The following is a 17,275-nucleotide window of genomic DNA, read 5'->3' as shown; positions in this document are numbered from 1 at the left end:
TGGCCACTCAACCCATTTACATACACGCCCGTTCAGCAAGGAGCACACACCTATGGCGCAGAACGTCCATGCCGCCAGAGAAGGAGATTCGATCCTTCATCCACCACTGGCTGCCGAACTGATGAGTGCTTTGGCAGAAGCGGTTGTCTACGCCGCCGCGACCGCTCTCGTTGCGGCGGCTATCGCCGGCACCGTTGTCGCGGTTGTGGGCACGGGCGGTGCGGCGGCAGTGCTTGTCCCTGTGATTGCTGGAGCGCTGGTAGGCGGCGCCAGCATGATTCCAATAGGCGACAAGAGCATTGGTGAAGCCATCACCGACGGGTGTGACTCTCTCGCCAACAGCGTGTTCCCGGCAGAGCCTTTCGGCAAAATTGAAAGCGGCTCGCAAAATACCAACATCAACGGAAAGCCGGCGGCTCGGGCCGCAGGGCGCAGCTCGGGAGGTGGCAGCGCGGAGGCTGCCGAAGAGGAGGCAGAACCGTCATTTCTGGACAACGTAGGCGCAATGGCAATGTCCGCCGCGCCCATGCTCTTACCAGTGCTCGGGCTGGGCATGGCGATCTACGACATTTTCAACCCTCCTGTCACCACACCAGCAGCGCCAGGAACGGAGCCAGCAGAACAGGATAAGGTCACCTGCGAACGCCATCCCCCCATGCCCGATGCCTACATCGCGCAAGGGTCCAGCAAGGTGTTCATCAACGGGCAGCCTGCCGCCCGAGCCGGCGACAAGACCACGTGCGATGCAACCATCGACAGCGATGCCAATGTCTCTCCCAACGTGCGCATCGGTGGCGAGCCACTGACCGTGCGGGATATCCGCAATGGCAAAAGCAAGATTGCGCAATTCACCGGCATGGTGGCCGGCATGTTGATCTCGCGCAAAATCAAGCTTCGCCCACGCCCCAAGGGCAGTCCCAAACCGCAGCCACGCATCCGTCCATGCAAAGGCAGCCCAGTGATTGTTTCAACCGGAAGCAAAGTACTGGGAGGACCGGAGGATCACGACTTCACCTTGCCGGGGTTGCTTCCCATTGAATGGGCCAGAGGTTATGACAGCAATGACCTGCGCAGCGATGGCCTGTTCGGCATGGGCTGGAGTGTGCCCTACGAAGTGGAAATCCTGCGCGTGCCCCACCCCGAGGGCGGCGAGTTGTGGATCTATGTCGATGACGAAGGCACCCGCCTGGAGCTGGGTCGGCTAAAGGCAAGCGATGCCTTTGTCAGCGTTCTCGATGGGTTAGCGTTCTTTCAACTTGAAGACGGGCAGACCGTGGTCGAGGACATCTACACCGGTCTCTACCAAGTCTTCCAGACTGACCCGCACAACCCGAAACGCTCACGCCTGATTAAATTGGGGGACCGCAACTTAAATATGCTGGGCCTTCTCTACGATCAGGCCGGCCGGCTGCACTACGTGTGCGACGGTTTGAGCCAAACCACCATCCGACTAAGCTATGGCACGCAACACCCGAAGCGAGTCAGCCAAGTGGAGCGGCTCTATATCAGGCTTGGCGAGGCCCCGCAGATCGAACACACCGAAGTGCTGGCCAGCTATCGCTACACCCAAACCGGTCAGTTGCAGGAAGTGCTCGATGCCACCGGCCAAGTCCTGCGTCGCTTCACTTACACGGCGCAAGGCTACCTCGATAGCCACACCCTACCCAGCGGTGCGACTCGGCAGTATCAATGGCAACGTTTCGAAGTTCCCGAACAACGTCCTCAATCAGTGCGCGCAGACGGGAGCCTCTGCAAATTTCCGCCCCTGCTCGAACCTCAACCCGACCATGAGTGGCGCGTCATCCGCCATTGGGGCAGCGATGGCGAGGACTATCGCTTCGAGTACGACCTGGAAAAAGGCGCAACCCACGTCACCGACAGCCTCGGTCGCCAGGACCATTACTACTGGGGGCCCTTCTACGAGATCTACAAACACATCGACCCCATGGGCCACTGCTGGCAGGAAGACGTACTCAGCGGTCAACTGCTCAAGAGCATCGACCCGCAAGGCGGCGAATGGCAATACGGCTACGACGAACTCGGCCGCCTGATCGAGACCCGCGACCCACTGGGCCGCTGCGAACGGATCCGCTACACCCGCCACTGGGCGTTACCCTTAAGCGTCACCGATGGCGCCGGGCGCACTCAACGTTTCGGTTACGACAGCCAGGGCAATCTGCTGTGGGAGCAAGATCCTCTCGGCCGAAAGACCCAGTACCGTTATGACAGCCAAGGCCAAGTCCAATGCATCACCGACCCTTTAGACAAGCACAAATACCTGCGTTGGAACGCACACGGGCAATTGCTCAACTACCGCGACTGCTCCAACAACGAGACCCACTACCGCTATGATCGGCGCGGCCTGCTTAGCGAAACCATCAATGCGCGTGGCGAGCACACCCACTATCGCTATGACGCCCGCAGCTACCTGATCGAAAGTCAGCGCCCCGACGGGCGGATTGATCGCTACGACATCGACGCCGCCGGGCAACTGACTGCCTACACCGACCCGGCCCAGCGCGTTACCCGCCTGCGTTACGACCGCAGTGGACGGCTGATCAAGCGGGTTGACGCCCTTGGCCATACCGTCGAGTTTGGCTACGACGCCTATGACCGCCTGCTGCACCTGAGCAATGAAAACAACGAACGCTACCGCTTCGAGTGGGACGTGCTGGATCGCCTGCTGGCCCAGCAGGACCTGGACGGCAGCGGGCGCATCTACCAGTACGACCCGTTGGGCGAGGTCACCGGCATCCGCCATATCCCCGCGCCTCTGGCCGAACCCGAGCTGGACGGCAAAGACAGCGCCGAATCGCACACGCTACTGGTGCACCATTTCGAGCGCGACGCTCTCGGCCGTCTGATCCGCAAACGCACCGACGATGGGGTCACCGAGTATGCCTACGACAATGCCGACAACCTGCTGGCGATCAGTTTTACCGATAACCAAGGTGACCAGCAGCGGCTCGACTACACCTACGACGCCCTCGGCCAACTGCTCAGCGAGACCAATAGCGCCGGCCTGTTGCAGTACGACTACGACGAACTCGGCAACCTGCAAACCCTGACCCTGCCCGACCAGCGCCAACTCAACCACCTGTGCTACGGCAGCGGCCACCTGCATCAACTCAACCTCAACGGCCGGGTAATTAGTGACTTCGAACGCGACCAACTGCATGACGAGGTCTTGCGCACCCAGGGTAGCCTGCTGACCCGCACCCGCTACGACCGCAATGGCCGCCTCAGCCAGAAGGCGTTGCACTACCAGCAGGTCGCTCGCGAAGTGTTGCCGTTGTTGCAGAAGGACTATCAGTACGACGCCAGCGACAACCTGGTGGCCGAGATACTGACCCAGACGCAGCGTCCTGGCGGTAGCCGCCCGACCGCAGCGGCCAATGACGACGGCCTGATCGGACGATTTCACAATCAGGCAACAACCGGCAAGTCCTATCAAGGCAGCGCCCAATACGGCTACAACCCCGTCGAGCAGATCCAGAGCATGCACCGCAGCAGCCCTGCGTCGCTGGGCCAGCACATCGAGAGCCTCAACTACGACGCGGCTGGCAACCTGTTCGATGGCTACCGGGTCAACGGCCTGATCAAGCACAACCGGGTGCATGTGTATCAAGACAAACGTTATCGCTATGACCGCTTTGGGCGGCTGAGCGAAAAGCGCATCGGCAGCAGCCGCATCCAGCGTTTCGAGTATGACGCCGAGCACAGACTGATTGGCGTGCATCAACAGAACGGCGCGCTGCGCCAACGCGTGGCGTTCGGTTACGACCCGCTGGGCCGGCGCATCAGCAAGCAGGTGTACAACGACGACGCCAGCGAGCCGAGCCACCGCACGCTATTCCATTGGCAGGGGTTGCGGCTACTGGGAGAGGTTCAGGACGGCAGGCCCAGCCTCTATGTCTACGCGGACCCAGTCAGCTATGAACCGCTGGCACGGGTCGATGGCAAGCCCGGTAGCGAGGCGATCTTCTACTTCCACACCAACCTGGCCGGGCTGCCGGAACAACTGACCGACACTGACGGCAACACGGTGTGGCACAGCGAGTACTTGGCCTGGGGCAGGACGCGGGACGAGTGGCATGATCAACAACCGGGACGTGAGCAGAACCTACGTTTTCAAGGCCAGTACCTTGACCGCGAAACCGGGCTGCACTACAACACCTTCAGGTTTTTTGATCCGGAGGTAGGGCGGTTTACAACACCAGACCCCATTGGTCTTGCAGGTGGCTTCAATCTTTATCAATACGCTCCAAACCCCATTGTCTGGGCAGATCCATGGGGCTGGGCGTATGCAGGGGTGGACTTTACAGGAAGCAGTGACCTGTTCCCGACCACAGGGACACAAAGAAATATCGTTACCATCAATATGCAAGGCCGGAGAACACGAGATTTCACACAGGCCTTCAAAGAAGCAGGCATTCCCAAAAGTGCAGCAGCAGGTTACACCTGGCACCACGTTGACGACTTCAACCCCCAAAAAGGTACGACAACCATGCAGTTGGTCAAAACATCTGCCCATGAAGCCACGTTCCCTCATGGAGGGTCAGTCGCGCAGTTTGAGAAACACTTTAAGGTTAAGTACGACACGCGCGAAGCCGTCCTCGTGGCCTCAAAAAATGGTTGGCTAGCGAACAGAATCCCCAAAAACAAGCTAAGATCCGGGCCCTGCCCATGATTGGAGATAACGATGATTGAGAATAAATTCTCGGGCAATAGCTCAACCATTACCGCAGCAGATTTAGACCACTTAGAGTCTGCTATCGGCAAAAGCCTGCCGACGTCCTTCCGAAATCACTACTTGAAGTATAACGGCGGCACCCCCGAACGAACCTATTGGCAAACCGAGGACTTTAATGACCCAGTGGAAGTGTCCACTTTCAAGCCGGTTTCTGATGGCGAGTCAACAATATTATCCACTTATAAGTTAATGCTGAAAAAAAATGTCATCCCCAAGAACCTCCTACCTTTCGCGAACGACTGGGGCGGCAACTTCTTTTGCCTTAATCTCGATACCGGGGGCGTCAGCTATTTCACAAAAGATACCTTTGATAGCGCCCTCAGTCCTGAAGAAAATCATGCTAAATCCGAAAAGCATATTTGTTCAAATTTTCTCAGGTTCGTTCAAGGCCTGATTGATGAAGACGATGTCGACGAGGAATAAGCGAAACGTAGGCTCTTTCATACCGACCCGGCCCAGCGCATTACCCGCCTGCGTTATGACTGCAGTGGTCAGCTGATCCAGCGTGTTGACGCCCTCGGCCACAGCGTCGAGTTTGGCTACGACGCCTATGACCGCTTGCGGCACCTGAGCAATGAAAACCGCGAACGCTACCGCTTCGAGTGGGACGTGCTGGACCGCCTGCTGGCCCAGCAGGACCTGGATGGCAGCGGGCGCATCTACCAGTACGACCCGCTGGGCGAGGTCACCGGCATCCATCATATCCCCGCGTCGAATGCCAAGCCCGATCTGGACGGTAAGGACACCACCGAATCACTTGCCCCGTTGCAACACCACTTCGAGCGCGATGCCCTCGGCCGCTTGATCTGCAAACGTACCGACGATGGCGTCACCGCGTATGCCTACGACAATGCCGACAACCTGCTGGCGATCAGTTTTACCGATAACCAAGGTGACCAGCAGCGGCTCGACTACACCTACGATACCCTCGGCCAACTGCTCAGCGAGACCAACAGCGCCGGCCTGCTGCAGTACGACTACGATGAACTGGGCAACCTGCAAACCCTGACCCTGCCCGACCAACGCCAGCTCAACCACCTGTACTACGGCAGCGGCCACCTGCATCAAATCAACCTGGGCGGCCAGGTGATCAGCGATTTTGAGCGCGATGCACTGCACGACGAAGTGCTGCGCACCCAAGGCGCCCTGCACACCCGCACCCGCTACGACCGCAATGGCCGCCTCAGCCAGAAGGCGTTGCACTATCAGCAGGTGGCCCGCGAGGTGCTGCCGCTGTTGCAGAAGGACTACCAGTACGACGCCAGCGACAACCTGGTGGCCGAGATACTGACCCAGACCCAGCGACCTGGCGGCAGCCGCCCGAGCGCAGCGGCCAATGACGACGGCCTGATCGGACGATTTTACAATCAGGCAACAACCGGCAAGTCCTATCAAGGCAGCGCCCAATACGGCTACAACCCCGTCGAACAGATCCAGAGCGTGCACCGGGGCCAGTCCATCGAGAGCCTCAACTACGATGCGGCCGGCAACCTGTTCGATGGCTATCGGGTTAACGGGCTGATCAAGCACAACCGCGTGCATGTGTATCAGGACAAGCGTTATCGCTATGACCGCTTTGGGCGGCTGAGCGAAAAGCGCAGTGGCAGCCATCGTATCCAGCGTTTCGAATACGACGCCGAGCACCGGCTGATCGAGGTACATCAACAGAACGGCGCGCTGCGCCAACGCGTGGTGTTTGGCTACGACCCGCTGGGCCGGCGGATCAGCAAGCTGGTGTATCACGACAACGCCAGCGAGCCGAGCCACCGCACGCTGTTCCACTGGCAAGGCTTGCGACTGCTGGAAGAGGTGCAGGACGGTAGGCCCAGCCTGTACGTGTATGCCGATCCGAGCAGCTATGAACCGCTGGCCCGCGTCGATGGCAAGCCCGGTAGCGAGGTGATCTTTTACTTTCACACCAATCTGGCTGGGCTACCGGAACAGCTGACCGACACCGACGGCAACACGGTGTGGCACAGCGAGTACCAGGCCTGGGGCAAGAGCCGGGACGAGTGGCATGATCAGCAGCCGGGACGTGAGCAGAACCTACGTTTTCAAGGCCAGTACCTTGACCGCGAAACCGGGCTGCACTACAACACCTTCAGGTTCTTTGATCCTGATGTGGGTCGGTTTACCCAGCCGGATCCGATTGGGTTGTTGGGCGGGGATAACCTGTATCAGTATGCGGCGAATCCAACGGGGTGGATTGATCCGTTGGGCTTGGCTGCTGCAAATAACGGGATAGCCAAAAAGCATGGAGGCACAGGACATGATCAAATAATTGACAATGAGATCAGCAATTTAAAGAAAACCAAAGGCGTCTCCAACATACGCAAAAATCAACAGCAGGTCGATGTTAATGGTACAAAAGTTGGCGCCAACAAACCCGACATTCAGTATGATAAGAACGGCACCCATTATAATATTGAGTACGACACAAATTCGAGTGCCAGCAGAAAACATCAAAGACAAGTCACCGCTAACGACCCAAATGCCAGAAGCACTTTCTGGAACATTGACAAAAACGGAAAAATCACATCAGGACGATCCTCCTGCTGAGGAAGACATGAATATATCTCAATGTAAAAAAATCACATTCGCTTATACTGAAGCTTCATACGAAGATGTTTTGTATAAGCTAAAAATCAAGGCAGCCTTAGATAAAACATATAGCCTTCACGCAGGCACTAACAAAATAAATGATATCTTCGTCGTCGCGGACAAATGCGACCCTCAAATATATAACAGTAAAATCCTAAAGGCGATTTTTCTACCCTGCAAAGCAACATGCGGAACAATGATGATAAGCAATATACAGGATGGATGGAGGACGCTCTGCTTTCAGCTAAGCACAGAACTAGAAAAAGGATTTTATGTATTTGACTGGACTGATACATCGCATAAAAACGTTATAAATTCATTCACATACATTGAAAATGGAGAGGTCTTACGAGCGGTATATTCAATGAAAGATCCAAGATGGATTTTCTATCAAACCGGTGAACCAATGCGCTTTGAAAACACCACCTTCTACGACAACAAAATTAAATCCAAACGAATCAACAAGTCAATCATTCTAGACTATTGCAAATATTTAAACTTGGATCTCGACAATATAAATTTTATGGCCCCATCAAAATCTGCAATTCTCTCACTCTTTTCGGACTAACAACACTCCGGTTTCTTGGGTATGGACATAGTCTGGATCGGCTGACCGGGGTCAAGCGCATCGTCGACAACCTGGCCATGGAAAGCCTCGCATGTACGGCTACGAAGCCAACGGGCAACTTAACTAGGTCATCAACCGCGACGGAAACATTGTTCGCCAGTTCGCCTATTCGAATAACAAGCACCAGGAACTCATTAAACTTAACAAAGAAACACACCCAGAACTCAGGTAAGGACAAACATATGAATCTTGACGAGCAGGTGATAAGCGCCATATTCGAAGAGCTATTCGAAGACAACTCGTCTAACTACAAGAGAGAACTGAGCAAACCCGTTGACTCAAATGCAGACTTATACTCCAGAGTACGGTGTGCGCTAGCCAAACTCAGTGTCAGCGAAAGAGACGATATTTTCAGAATTTTCGACATAATTGTTGCCGATAGCGCATCTGTAATATTTGGCACACTGGACGGAACTCATTTCCCAAACAACATCAATGAAGACTTTACCCTTAAATACAACAACAAAGAGATCCAAGGTAACTTACAGGATATTTTCATAGAAAAAGCCGAAGTAAAGGGTGTCTACAAATAGAAATAACAAGAGCGATGGAGGTGTCTATTGGCTACCGACCGACGGCGCCTGGCAACATGCATGAATGCCAGTCGCCGCCCCCCCCCCCCGTACAACGCCCACACCCCGTTCGCACTGACGGAACCACTTACACACTTCCGACGCTGTTCGAGCAACCCGACCACGAATGGCGCGTTATCCCCCACTGGGGCACCACCGACGCGCCGGACACGACCAAGCATCTGAGCTGGAACGTGTACGGCCAATTACTCGCAATTGTTCCAATGCGCAAACGCTGTACCACTATGATACCGACGGGCGCCTGTGCGAAAACATCAATGCCCGTGGCGAGCACGCTCACTATCGGTATGACGCTCGCGACTCCTGATCGAAAGCCAGCACTGGGACCTCTCAGGCACCGCATAGGACCCGATCCGCGGTAGAGTCCCTCCATCGCGTGTTTTTACCTCCTTTGAAAGATCGCTCCTACACCTTATCCAAACACTTCCGACGGCCCCATCTGAAATACCCAACAGTCACGAAAAATGACGAGCCATTTTCTAGAATAAACGTTATTTATTAAGTTGTTTAGGGCAAGAATCCCACGCGCCCATTCATCTCATAAAGAAATAGGATCATGCTAAATACCTCATTTTTTCCCTCATTACGTACCGCCATCGGTACAGCCCTGCGGCCCCGACAGCTCAATCGAGAGGAAGAGCGTCTGGTCCATTACTACCGTTGCTTGTCGGAACAGGATCGTGAAGCAGTGCGCTGCCTGATGTATGCGGTCAAGGAAACCAGCGGGGCCGAACGCCTTCACCCATAAAAAGTGACACCGTCATGGGTCAGCGAACGATGAAGTACCTGCGGGGTTGGACACGTTGCCAAGAGCCTGCCTCATGGAATTTTCCTACCCAGCCGAAGCATACCTGCCGCCCCCACAAGCCATGCCATTACGCACGTGTTTGTGACCGCGACCTCGCCGCCGAAACGTTCTACCTTGCTAGAGTACGAAGCCCCATTGCCGTGGAGGATCTGCATCTCCCCATGCCCGCCTTCATCACCCTCCAGCCTCGCTTTCCCCTCGGTGGCCTGACCATCTCCCGCTGCGTGGACGCCCTGATCCGACAGGATCTGCTCGACCCGCTGCCCTATGTGCGCCGGCACATCTGCGGCGATTGGGGCGATGTGCGCGCAGAGCATCGGCGCTACAACAACGCGGCTCTGGAACTCGGCGGCTACCTGCTGTCGTCCTACACCATCAGTAACGGGTTGGCCCTGTGTATCTTCACCGAAGCGGACCGGAACCTTACGGCAGTGTTCCTGCTAAATGAGTACTGACCACCGGCCATAACCCGGCATTCGCCTGATGCGGTTTGACAGACACCCGCCGCCAAAGCATTCGACCACGCTGCCCCCATGTTCGCTGGCGTCGCCGGCAACATCCCAGGCGGTCAACGCCTTCAAGACCGCGGTGCGTCAATGGCGCATTGGCCGCGTTATCCCTTCATCACTTCCGTCATCCCAAGGGACGCCCTCCCTTGCGGTTGGGGAGTCCTTCTGTTGCAAGGAGACCACCCTGTCATTGCTCTTCAAAGGCAGCGATCTGAAGCCGGTGCTGGCAGAGGCTATCGCCAATCAATGTTCCATCATTCTGGTCAAGGACCAGGGCGTCTACTGGCTCGCCGAGCGCGGTGAACGCCAAGCCAATGGCCGCCAGAGGTTGCTTGCCTATGCGGTGGGCTGTAACCCCGATGTCGACGTATTCGACGACTGGTGGGCGTTGGCCCGCAAGGAGCTGGGCGGCGATGATTTCGCGGAACATTTCGACCCGCATTCGGAGGCGTTCACGCCCATCCTCAACGGTGAGGAGGATCTGGAACTGGCCGCCACGGCGACCTATCTGATGTTGCGGACCGTCACGCCGTAACCCAATCAACCATCAGACCTTGAGCCCCCGCCTGCCGGGGGCTCTCTGCTATGTGCTCGCGCAGGGCTTCGCTACTCGCTTTTCGCCGGGAATTTCTCGCCATCCCCTGTTTCCAGCCACTGTGCATTAACGCTCACCAGCCTGGCTATCTTATCGAGCTGCGAGTACGGGATACCACGAGAAAACCAATTGGTCAGCCGCTGTGGGCTGATCTTCAGAAATAGCGCGAAATCCATTGGCGCGATCTTGCACTCCGACAGCACTACCCGCAGACGCACGCCGGAACATTCCGCGCTGGCAGCGCGAAGAGTCGTTGATCGTCGCCCCGTTTGCGTTTCTTTCCGTTGGCCGTAGACCATTCCTTGCTCCTTGTGTAGCTCCATGTGTTTTTTGCCCCTTTCACACTGCGGGTTCACTGAGTATAAACACCGCGTTCATGGGGTCCAATTCTCATGTCTCATAGCTTCTTCGGGTGAGCATTGGGGGCGCATCACGCAGCGAGGCCTTTTCAAGCAGTTGCCAGGATAGGAAGGTTGTCGGGGTTGAGCTGATGAAGGCGAGCTGCTGCTGTCGCATGATGGGGCAAGTCCACCGCCTGGAAACCACCGTGACTCAGGATTATCGGTACCAGAAGTGACGCGTGACCAAAGGTCGATGCGCGCCGGGAAGATGAATAAACAGTAGCAGGCTTGGTGACAGGTGAACTGAGCGAATCCAGGAGCAATACGAATTTGAGTCTTACCGGATCACCCTGAGCACCCACGGTTTTGCACTCAAAAAAAGACGCCTTAGCGTCTATTCCGTAAATCACAGGCAAAAAAAAGCCACTCGTTAGAGTGGCTTTTTCTTTTATGCTTGGAGCGGGAAACGAGACTCGAACTCGCGACCCCGACCTTGGCAAGGTCGTGCTCTACCAACTGAGCTATTCCCGCTTGGTGATGCGCATTCTATAGAATCCTCAGCACCCGTCAACCCCTTGATTCAAAAAAGTTTTATTTCTTTTCAACGGTGGTTCGCAGATGGGGCCAGGCGGCGCGCAGATATTGCAGCATGGACCACAGGGTCAGACCGGCCGCGACCAGCAGCAAGGCGTAGCCTGTGAGGACCCAGAACGAGAAGTCCGACGGGTTGGCCAGCAGGATCACCAGCGCGAGCATCTGCGCTGCGGTTTTCCATTTGCCCATGTTGGAGACGGCCACGTGGGCGCGGGCGCCGATTTCGGCCATCCATTCGCGCAGGGCCGAGACGACGATCTCGCGGCCGATGATCACGGCGGCCGGCAGGGTCAGCCACAGGTTGCCGTGTTCCTGCACCAGCAGGACCAGGGCGACGGCCACCATGAGTTTGTCGGCCACGGGGTCGAGGAACGCGCCAAAGGGCGTGCTCTGCTCCAGGCGGCGTGCCAGGTAGCCGTCGAGCCAGTCGGTGGCGGCTGCGAAGGCAAATACCGAACTGGACGCGACGTAGCTCCATTCATACGGCAAATAGAACAACAGAATGAAAATCGGGATAAGCAGGACGCGTAGTACGGTGATCAGATTAGGGATATTCATCGGCACAACTGGCTACGAGGTGAGAAGGCATTCTATTCGCTATGCAGATTGGCATAAATCAATTCAGCGAGCTTTTTACTGATACCGGGTGCTTTGGCTATTTCGTCAATGCTGGCACGGGAGAGCTCCTGCAAGCCACCAAAATGTTTAAGCAAGTCGCGACGCCGCGTCGGGCCAACCCCCGCCACCCCTTCCAGGGTTGAGGTTCGCCGGGTTTTGCCACGGCGTGCGCGGTGGCCGGTAATAGCGAAACGGTGCGCTTCGTCGCGGATTTGTTGAATCAGGTGCAGTGCGGGTGAGTCGCCCTTCAAAGTGAACTCATGGGCGGCATCATTCAAGTACAACGTCTCGAAACCGGCCTTGCGCGTGGTGCCCTTGGCCACACCGAGCAGGATCAGGTCGGGCACCGCCAGTTCGTTGAGCACGTCACGGGCCATGGATAACTGGCCCTTGCCGCCGTCTACCAGCAGGATATCGGGCAACTTGCCCTCCCCATCCTTCAACTTGCTGAAACGCCGCGTGAGCGCCTGGTGCATGGCGGCGTAGTCATCGCCGGCGGTAACGCCTTCAATGTTGTAGCGCCGGTAGTCGGCCTTGATCGGCCCTTCCGGCCCGAATACCACGCAGGAGGCCACCGTGGCCTCACCGCTGGAGTGGCTGATGTCGTAGCACTCCAGGCGCTGGGGCGGCTCGTCCAGGTTGAGGACTTCGGCCAGGGCGTCGAAGCGTGCTGCGACGTGCTGTCGATTGGCCAGGCGTGCACCCAGGGCCTGTTCGGCGTTGGTCACGGCCAGTTGCTGCCAGCGGGCACGAGTGCCGCGTACGCGGTGGCTGATGTCCAGCTCGCGGCCGCGCAGCTCGTGGATGGCCTCGATCAAGGTGGGGAAGTCTTCGTGCACCACGTTGACGATCAGTTCAGACGGCAGGTCGCGCTCAGGGCTGCTGACGTAGTACTGGCCAAGGAACGCGGCCATCACCTCTGCCACGTCTTCGTCGATACCGGTCTGCGGGAAAAAGTTCTTGCTGCCCAGCACCCGCCCGCCACGCACGCTGATCAGGTGCACACAGGCGCCGCCCGGGTTGACGAACGCGGCGATCACGTCGACGTCACCGGTGCCGCCTTCCATGCTTTGCTGGTCCTGGACGCGGCGCAGCAGGGAGATCTGGTCGCGCAGTTCGGCAGCCTTTTCGAAATCGAGGGTGCTGGCGGCCTGCTCCATGGCCCCGGACAGCTCATCGGTGAGTGCGTTGCTGCGCCCTTCGAGGAACATCACCGAATGGCGCACATCCTCGGCGTACTCCGAAGGTTCCACCAGGCCCACGCAGGGCGCCTTGCAGCGCTTGATCTGGTATTGCAGGCACGGCCGGGTGCGGTTCTTGTAGAAGCTGTCTTCGCATTGACGCACAAAAAAGGTTTTTTGCAGCAGGCTCAGGCTTTCACGAATCGCCCCGGCGCTGGGGTAAGGCCCGAAGTACTTACCCTTTTGCTTTTTTGCCCCGCGGTGAATGCTCAGGCGCGGAAAGTTGCCATCCGATAAAAACACGTAAGGGTAGGATTTATCATCACGCAGCAGGATGTTGTAAGGCGGCCGCCATTCCTTGATCAGCGTCTGCTCAAGCAGCAGCGCCTCGGTTTCATTGGCGGTGATGGTGGTTTCGACCTGGGCGATACGCGCCACCAAGGCGGCGGTTTTCGGCGCAAGGCCGGTCTTGCGAAAGTAGCTCGCCAGACGGTTCTTCAGGTTCTTGGCTTTGCCCACATACAGCAGGCGCGCCTCGCTGTCGAACATGCGGTACACACCGGGGCGGCCACTGCAGGTCGATAGAAAGGCACTTGGATCAAACGGCGTAGTCATGTCAGGCGCTGGCGTCCACCATGCCGTGGCGCACCGCGAGCAGGGTCAATTCAACATCACTGCTGATGGCGAGCTTCTCGAAGATGCGATAGCGGTAGGTATTGACGGTTTTGGGCGACAGGCACAGCTTGTCGGAGATCGACTGCACTTTCTGGCAACCGACGATCATCAAGGCGATCTGGATTTCCCGCTCCGACAGCGTATCAAACGGCGAATCGCTGGTGGGCTGGAACGACTTGATCGCCAATTGCTGGGCAATCTGCGGGCTGATGTAACGCTGGCCGGCAAATACCAGGCGAATGGCTTGCACCATCTCGGCCAGGCCTGCGCCCTTGGTGAGGTAGCCGGCGGCACCGGCTTGCAGCAAACGGGTGGGGAACGGGTCTTCCTCGCACACCGTGACCACCACGACCTTGATGTCCGGGTGGCTGCGCAATAGCTTGGTCGTGGCACCAAGACCGCCAATCCCAGGCATCTTGACGTCCATCAGTACCACATCGGGCTTCAACTCCCGGGCCTTGATCAGGGATTCCTCCCCCGACTCCGCCTGGCCGACTACTTGCAGGCCGTCGATGTCAGCCAGCATTCGTGTAATGCCTGTACGAACGAGATCATGGTCATCGACTACTAGCACCCTAATCAAGCAGACACCTCGCGATATGGTCTTATAGGTTGCTGAACACCTTAGCAAAAAACCAAGGCGCAGACCTAGTTGCAAGTGTCATATATATAGAGATTCAACATGCTGCGGCTGTTCGCCGGCTGGCGAACAGCACTGTTTCCTGGGCTAAAGGTCAGGAATCCTGGGGGTGCGACTTGGCTTTTCCGTTCACCACGGATGAATGCTCAGCCAAGGTACTGGTCAAGCGACGGATTGCGTCCTGGTCTTCCTTGAACATCGCTCGGTAATTGCCCAACACTTTTTCTTCGATCTTGCTCAGGTTATCCAGCTGGATCGGCGTTGGGCTGCCGGTCAACACGTACAGGATATCCACTCCTTTTTCGGCGACGCGAGACAAATAGTCGGCCTTGGGTGCACGACCACCGCTTTCATATTTGCCTTGGGCGTTCGCTTCAACGCCTCCAATCTCTCCAAAAACTTTCTGCGACAGGCCAAGTCGCTCTCTTTCTTGCCTTAAGCGCGAACCGATTCCACTCATTTGGATGTATGATCCTAAATTGGCACACCCCAAGAGGTGTCACACCATCACTTCGTTAAACAAACTTGAACGGTTTTGAACTATGCCCGGAATCCGTACTGCTGCACAAGCCAAGGCCTGGCTGGAACATCAAGGAAAGTCAGTTCAAGCGTTCGCCCGTGAGCATGGCGTAGACCCGGCAACCACCTATCAAGTGCTCGCCGGGCGAAAAAAGGGACGGCGTGGAGAAGCCCATAAAGTGGCGGTACTTCTGGGCATGAAAGAGGGCGTTATCGTGGATGAAGCTGAAGCTCAATCCCACGATGAACAAAGCACTAGCTGACAGCAGTATGCGCTTATTTGTAGGACGTGCCTGTTTTAGTCCGATGTGAGTGCGCGACACTCACGCTCCATCCGCCAGAAGCCATCCTCTTCACCGACAATGCTCAACCCCAGACGCTGATACAGCCTTCTTGCCGGGTTGGTCTTGAACACCGTCAAACGTAGAAAACCCAGGCCCTCGACGCGTGCCTTGAGCGCCATTTGCTCCAGCACCCATGTGCCCGCGCCCTGCTTGCGGCAGCACGCCAGCAGGTGCAGCTCGCGGATATACAGGGCTTTCCCGTCGCGGCTCAGGCTGATAAAGCCCATCACGCCATCATCGTTGCAGATCAGCCAGTTCTCGCGGCCCGCCCAGGCCACGTCGAAGCCGTCGTTAGACCACAACAAGCCGTTCTGACGGTAGTAATGGCTCATAGCCTCCTGGGTCAGGGTGCGGGCAAACGGCAGGTCCTGCTCGATGGCCCGGCGCAAATGAAACATCATTCAGAGGGCGACCACTTGGCCGGTCCACTGCCCGCTCTCGCGACGGGCGATCACCAACGCGTCGCCGACACCGGGGGCGGCAACAAGCAAGTTGCCATCGGCGGTCCAGATCGCACTGCGACCGGCACATGCCCAGCCTCCAGATGGGCCACCGTGGTTAGCCATCAGTACCAACAGGCCATGCTCGGCCGCATAGCCTTCAAGCAAAGCACTGTCCGCCGCGTAGCCTCCCTCGCTGATCAGTACGCCGGCGGCATACACCGTGGCGCCCGCTGCCGCCGCTTGACGTGGATGGCTGGCCTGGGAAAAGTCCGCACACACCGCCCATGCGATACGCTCCTCTGCCAATCCCAGGGCTTCACCGCCCTGCCCCGCGGCAAATGCCAGCTCTTCGCCGGGGTGCAGATGCTGCTTGGTGTAGACGCCTACTGAACCGTCCGCCCCAAGCACCAGCGCGCCGATCAGCACACCTGTTTGTCGCGCCAGACGCACCGGCATGCCCACCACAGCCGTCAACCGCAGCTCCCGCGCCAGCTCACGCAACGGCGTCAACACGGCGTCTTGCGGGTCGATGGCCAAGTCGGCCGCCAGGGACGGCTCGTAGCCCGTCAGTGACAGTTCTGGAAACACCAGGCATTGCACGCCCTGTTCAGCCGCGGCCCGCATCAACGCCAGGTGCCGCTGGATATTGGCAGCGATATCGCCCGGGATGGAAACGGTTTGCGCCGCAGCAAGGGTCAAGGCAGTCATGGTCGCGTCCTGGCAATCACTGTTTGAGAGTTGTCAGCATATCCACACTTACCCCATAGCGGCATAGGTATCTACACGACGCTGTAACGGTGGACGGTGCCTCGATGCGAAACGAGTCGCTCTTGATCTGCTTTTGATCTTGATCTTAGGCGCCCCGTTAAACCACGCTGGCCGGCATTCCGGCTCTTTTCAAAAGTGAGCCGCTGTCAGAGCGGAACCCTAGGTGGCCGTTACCGCAGGAATGGATATGTACACGGTTCAACTGTGTTGACTGTCAGGCCGTCTTCGCAGGCAAGCCAGCTCCCACATTTGGATCGCGGTGCCTCAGCCAGATCAGCGCCGGCTGTCAGACCGTCACGGAAGCAAGCTCCCTCGCCACAGGTCCAGCGTCGCAGCAAAACTGTGTAGATACCTATGCCCATAGCGGTAAGTACTGCTACGCAATAGAAATTACTGATTGAATCCACCCGCACGCCTCTAGTAAGCTCCCCCCATCATTTGGAGAGCCCCATGTTGCCACTCACCCACACTCAGGTTTGCCCTGCTGCCAGCGCCTTGCGCTCGGTGTCGGCTATCCGTGTGAACGGTTCGAGCGCACTGGCCGGCTTTTATTTTGGGTATTGGTTTAGCCACTGGCGCGCCTGATACCTGAAATCGGCGCCCACTACTCAAGGGGTCGCCTACCAGAGAAATCTAAACCCCCGGTCGGCTCCCCGACCGGGGGT

15 protein-coding genes and 1 tRNA gene are annotated in these 17,275 nt (G+C 57.4%); 8 read left to right on the top strand and 8 right to left on the bottom strand.

Annotated features, from left to right (window positions below):
- The first annotated feature begins 52 nt into the window (after positions 1-52).
- From JJD66_RS10085 to JJD66_RS10055, 7 genes are all read left to right on the top strand, one after another.
- Positions 53-4,690 (top strand): RHS repeat-associated core domain-containing protein, encoded by a 4,638-nt coding sequence (locus JJD66_RS10085; protein WP_200648066.1) that lies wholly within the window; start codon positions 53-55, stop codon positions 4,688-4,690.
- Between the two features lie 12 nt (positions 4,691-4,702).
- Positions 4,703-5,176: an SMI1/KNR4 family protein gene (locus tag JJD66_RS10080; RefSeq protein ID WP_200648065.1), complete on the top strand. Its 474-nt coding sequence runs from the start codon at positions 4,703-4,705 to the stop codon at positions 5,174-5,176.
- A gap of 135 nt (positions 5,177-5,311) precedes the next feature.
- Positions 5,312-7,312: an RHS repeat-associated core domain-containing protein gene (locus JJD66_RS10075; RefSeq protein ID WP_234452195.1), complete on the top strand. Its 2,001-nt coding sequence runs from the start codon at positions 5,312-5,314 to the stop codon at positions 7,310-7,312.
- A complete protein-coding gene (locus JJD66_RS10070) occupies positions 7,245-7,922 on the top strand; it encodes a hypothetical protein (protein WP_200648064.1) in 678 nt (225 codons plus the stop codon). The genes JJD66_RS10075 and JJD66_RS10070 overlap by 68 nt, the downstream gene beginning before the upstream one ends.
- Before the next feature lie 242 nt (positions 7,923-8,164).
- Positions 8,165-8,515, top strand: a complete 351-nt coding sequence (locus JJD66_RS10065; protein ID WP_200648063.1) for a hypothetical protein — start codon at positions 8,165-8,167, stop codon at positions 8,513-8,515.
- Positions 8,516-9,544: 1,029 nt separating this feature from the next.
- Positions 9,545-9,838, top strand: coding sequence for a hypothetical protein (locus tag JJD66_RS10060; RefSeq protein ID WP_200648089.1), 294 nt, complete (start codon positions 9,545-9,547; stop codon positions 9,836-9,838).
- 238 nt (positions 9,839-10,076) lie between these two features.
- Positions 10,077-10,427 (top strand): DUF3085 domain-containing protein, encoded by a 351-nt coding sequence (locus JJD66_RS10055; protein WP_198715208.1) that lies wholly within the window; start codon positions 10,077-10,079, stop codon positions 10,425-10,427.
- 71 nt (positions 10,428-10,498) lie between these two features.
- Here the strand turns inward: JJD66_RS10055 and JJD66_RS10050 are convergent, their stop codons facing one another.
- The 6 genes from JJD66_RS10050 to JJD66_RS10025 all read right to left on the bottom strand — a co-directional run bounded on the left by JJD66_RS10050 (position 10,499) and on the right by JJD66_RS10025 (position 14,996).
- Complete coding sequence (locus tag JJD66_RS10050; protein WP_198715206.1) at positions 10,499-10,786, bottom strand: helix-turn-helix transcriptional regulator; 288 nt, start codon at positions 10,784-10,786, stop codon at positions 10,499-10,501.
- A gap of 497 nt (positions 10,787-11,283) precedes the next feature.
- Positions 11,284-11,359 (bottom strand) — tRNA-Gly (locus tag JJD66_RS10045).
- A 60-nt stretch (positions 11,360-11,419) separates the two neighbouring features.
- Positions 11,420-11,980, bottom strand: coding sequence for a CDP-diacylglycerol--glycerol-3-phosphate 3-phosphatidyltransferase (gene pgsA, locus JJD66_RS10040; RefSeq protein ID WP_003190391.1), 561 nt, complete (start codon positions 11,978-11,980; stop codon positions 11,420-11,422).
- 32 nt (positions 11,981-12,012) lie between these two features.
- On the bottom strand, positions 12,013-13,836 hold the full coding sequence (gene uvrC / locus JJD66_RS10035) for an excinuclease ABC subunit UvrC (protein WP_019821446.1): 1,824 nt from the start codon (positions 13,834-13,836) through the stop codon (positions 12,013-12,015).
- A 1-nt stretch (position 13,837) separates the two neighbouring features.
- Positions 13,838-14,479, bottom strand: a complete 642-nt coding sequence (gene gacA / locus JJD66_RS10030; RefSeq protein WP_005786991.1) for a response regulator transcription factor GacA — start codon at positions 14,477-14,479, stop codon at positions 13,838-13,840.
- Between the two features lie 151 nt (positions 14,480-14,630).
- Entirely contained in the window at positions 14,631-14,996 is a 366-nt protein-coding gene (locus JJD66_RS10025) for a helix-turn-helix domain-containing protein (protein ID WP_054895748.1), read from the bottom strand.
- A gap of 82 nt (positions 14,997-15,078) precedes the next feature.
- Between JJD66_RS10025 and JJD66_RS10020 the strand changes: the two genes are divergently transcribed.
- Positions 15,079-15,318 (top strand): DNA-binding protein, encoded by a 240-nt coding sequence (locus JJD66_RS10020; RefSeq protein WP_200648062.1) that lies wholly within the window; start codon positions 15,079-15,081, stop codon positions 15,316-15,318.
- Between the two features lie 35 nt (positions 15,319-15,353).
- On the opposite strand, the gene JJD66_RS10015 is transcribed toward JJD66_RS10020, so the two are convergent.
- Together JJD66_RS10015 and JJD66_RS10010 are read right to left on the bottom strand one after the other, a co-directional pair.
- The gene (locus JJD66_RS10015) at positions 15,354-15,800 is read right to left on the bottom strand and encodes a GNAT family N-acetyltransferase (RefSeq protein WP_200648061.1); all 447 of its coding nucleotides are present in this window, start codon (positions 15,798-15,800) and stop codon (positions 15,354-15,356) included.
- A complete protein-coding gene (locus JJD66_RS10010; RefSeq protein WP_200648060.1) occupies positions 15,801-16,550 on the bottom strand; it encodes a carbon-nitrogen hydrolase family protein in 750 nt (249 codons plus the stop codon). It abuts the gene before it with no gap.
- Positions 16,551-17,275: the final 725 nt, after the last annotated feature.

Source organism: Pseudomonas sp. MF6751 (assembly GCF_016613265.1).
In the GTDB taxonomy this organism is placed as follows: domain Bacteria; phylum Pseudomonadota; class Gammaproteobacteria; order Pseudomonadales; family Pseudomonadaceae; genus Aquipseudomonas; species Aquipseudomonas fluorescens_BV.
This window is presented reverse-complemented; position numbering and strand designations above follow the sequence as displayed.

Excerpts from the sequence above, each read along its gene's own strand:
- JJD66_RS10085 (WP_200648066.1), top strand. The coding sequence starts at position 53 with ATGGCGCAGAACGTCCATGCCGCCAGAGAAGGAGATTCGATCCTTCAT.
- JJD66_RS10080 (WP_200648065.1), top strand. The coding sequence starts at position 4,703 with ATGATTGAGAATAAATTCTCGGGCAATAGCTCAACCATTACCGCAGCA.
- JJD66_RS10070 (WP_200648064.1), top strand. The coding sequence starts at position 7,245 with ATGCCAGAAGCACTTTCTGGAACATTGACAAAAACGGAAAAATCACAT.
- JJD66_RS10065 (WP_200648063.1), top strand. The coding sequence starts at position 8,165 with ATGAATCTTGACGAGCAGGTGATAAGCGCCATATTCGAAGAGCTATTC.
- JJD66_RS10060 (WP_200648089.1), top strand. The coding sequence starts at position 9,545 with ATGCCCGCCTTCATCACCCTCCAGCCTCGCTTTCCCCTCGGTGGCCTG.
- JJD66_RS10050 (WP_198715206.1), bottom strand. The coding sequence starts at position 10,786 with ATGGTCTACGGCCAACGGAAAGAAACGCAAACGGGGCGACGATCAACG.
- pgsA (WP_003190391.1), bottom strand. The coding sequence starts at position 11,980 with ATGAATATCCCTAATCTGATCACCGTACTACGCGTCCTGCTTATCCCG.
- uvrC (WP_019821446.1), bottom strand. The coding sequence starts at position 13,836 with ATGACTACGCCGTTTGATCCAAGTGCCTTTCTATCGACCTGCAGTGGC.
- JJD66_RS10025 (WP_054895748.1), bottom strand. The coding sequence starts at position 14,996 with ATGAGTGGAATCGGTTCGCGCTTAAGGCAAGAAAGAGAGCGACTTGGC.
- JJD66_RS10020 (WP_200648062.1), top strand. The coding sequence starts at position 15,079 with ATGCCCGGAATCCGTACTGCTGCACAAGCCAAGGCCTGGCTGGAACAT.
- JJD66_RS10015 (WP_200648061.1), bottom strand. The coding sequence starts at position 15,800 with ATGATGTTTCATTTGCGCCGGGCCATCGAGCAGGACCTGCCGTTTGCC.
- JJD66_RS10010 (WP_200648060.1), bottom strand. The coding sequence starts at position 16,550 with ATGACTGCCTTGACCCTTGCTGCGGCGCAAACCGTTTCCATCCCGGGC.